Source organism: Cellulomonas sp. GbtcB1 (genome assembly GCF_019091725.1).
In the GTDB taxonomy this organism is placed as follows: domain Bacteria; phylum Actinomycetota; class Actinomycetes; order Actinomycetales; family Cellulomonadaceae; genus Cellulomonas.
In genome coordinates this window covers 1-243 of the sequence record NZ_JAGXJG010000456.1, presented here as the reverse complement: position 1 = coordinate 243, position 243 = coordinate 1, and the positions used below count along the sequence as shown (strand labels likewise).

At 76.5% G+C, this 243-nt stretch carries 1 protein-coding gene; it reads left to right on the top strand.

Features of this window, described 5'->3' with window-relative positions; all coding sequences use genetic code 11:
- Window positions 1-47: 47 nt before the first annotated feature.
- Window positions 48-243, top strand: a 196-nt coding sequence (locus tag KVT14_RS21020) for a PAC2 family protein (protein ID WP_217617357.1), incomplete at its 3' end; no start/stop codon positions are given.

The following is a 243-nucleotide window of genomic DNA, read 5'->3' as shown; positions in this document are numbered from 1 at the left end:
AGCAGTCAGCCGCACCGGCGGGGCGCCGGGAGCGCGACACCACCCTCCTGGGGGCCTTCGAGGGCTGGAACGTCGCCGGGTCGGCGGCCAGCCGGGCGCTGGAGCACCTGCACGAGGCCTGGGGCGCGGAGCAGGCCGACGAGCTGGACCCCGAGGAGTACCACGACTACCAGGTGAACCGCCCCGTGGACGGCGCGGGCGACGACGGGCGCCGCGAGATCACCTGGCCGACCACGGCGGTGG